1 pseudogene is annotated in these 508 nt (G+C 34.8%); it reads right to left on the bottom strand.

The annotated features are described in order from the left end of the window. Positions 1-173 precede the first annotated feature (173 nt). Positions 174-508: pseudogene (locus CYP43_RS02135) on the bottom strand (tRNA (adenosine(37)-N6)-threonylcarbamoyltransferase complex transferase subunit TsaD); the annotation flags it as partial.

Genomic DNA, 508 nt, shown 5'->3' with positions numbered 1-508 from the left:
GGGTAAAAAGGTACGCTCGCATCGGTATTGGCGTAAATTTTATTTAAATGCCAAGCGTGATTTAAAAACTTGTCCATTAAAGATTCTTTTTTTGAAATTTTTTAGATTTTATTACGTTTTTACTTACGAAGCTATCAAGATTTAGGCGCAAAATTTTATCTTTTTTAAAAAGTTTAATTTAACTCAAGCTTTTTAAAGCTAACTCTTGGATTTATATTTAGCTCGCTATGGTTTACAAACTCGCCTTTTAAGTACTTCTCACGTCCAGCTCTTGCTATCATCAGTGCGTTATCAGAGCAAAACTCAAGTGGAGCTAGTAAAAGCTCGCACTCATTTTTTTGGCAAAGCGTTTCAAGTCTTTTTCGTAAATTTAGATTTGCACTTGCGCCGCCAACTACGCCAAAACGCTTGAAATTTCTTAAACAAAAGACCTTTTCAAGCTTGTTTAAAATGTGCTCACAGGCTGTATTTTCAGATGCGTAGCAGATGTCAGCGATATCCTTTTGTG

This window comes from Campylobacter concisus, from assembly GCF_002913045.1.
GTDB lineage: Bacteria > Campylobacterota > Campylobacteria > Campylobacterales > Campylobacteraceae > Campylobacter_A > Campylobacter_A concisus_AP.
Note: the sequence above shows the minus strand (reverse complement) of the source record. Positions and strands in the feature narration are given on the sequence as shown.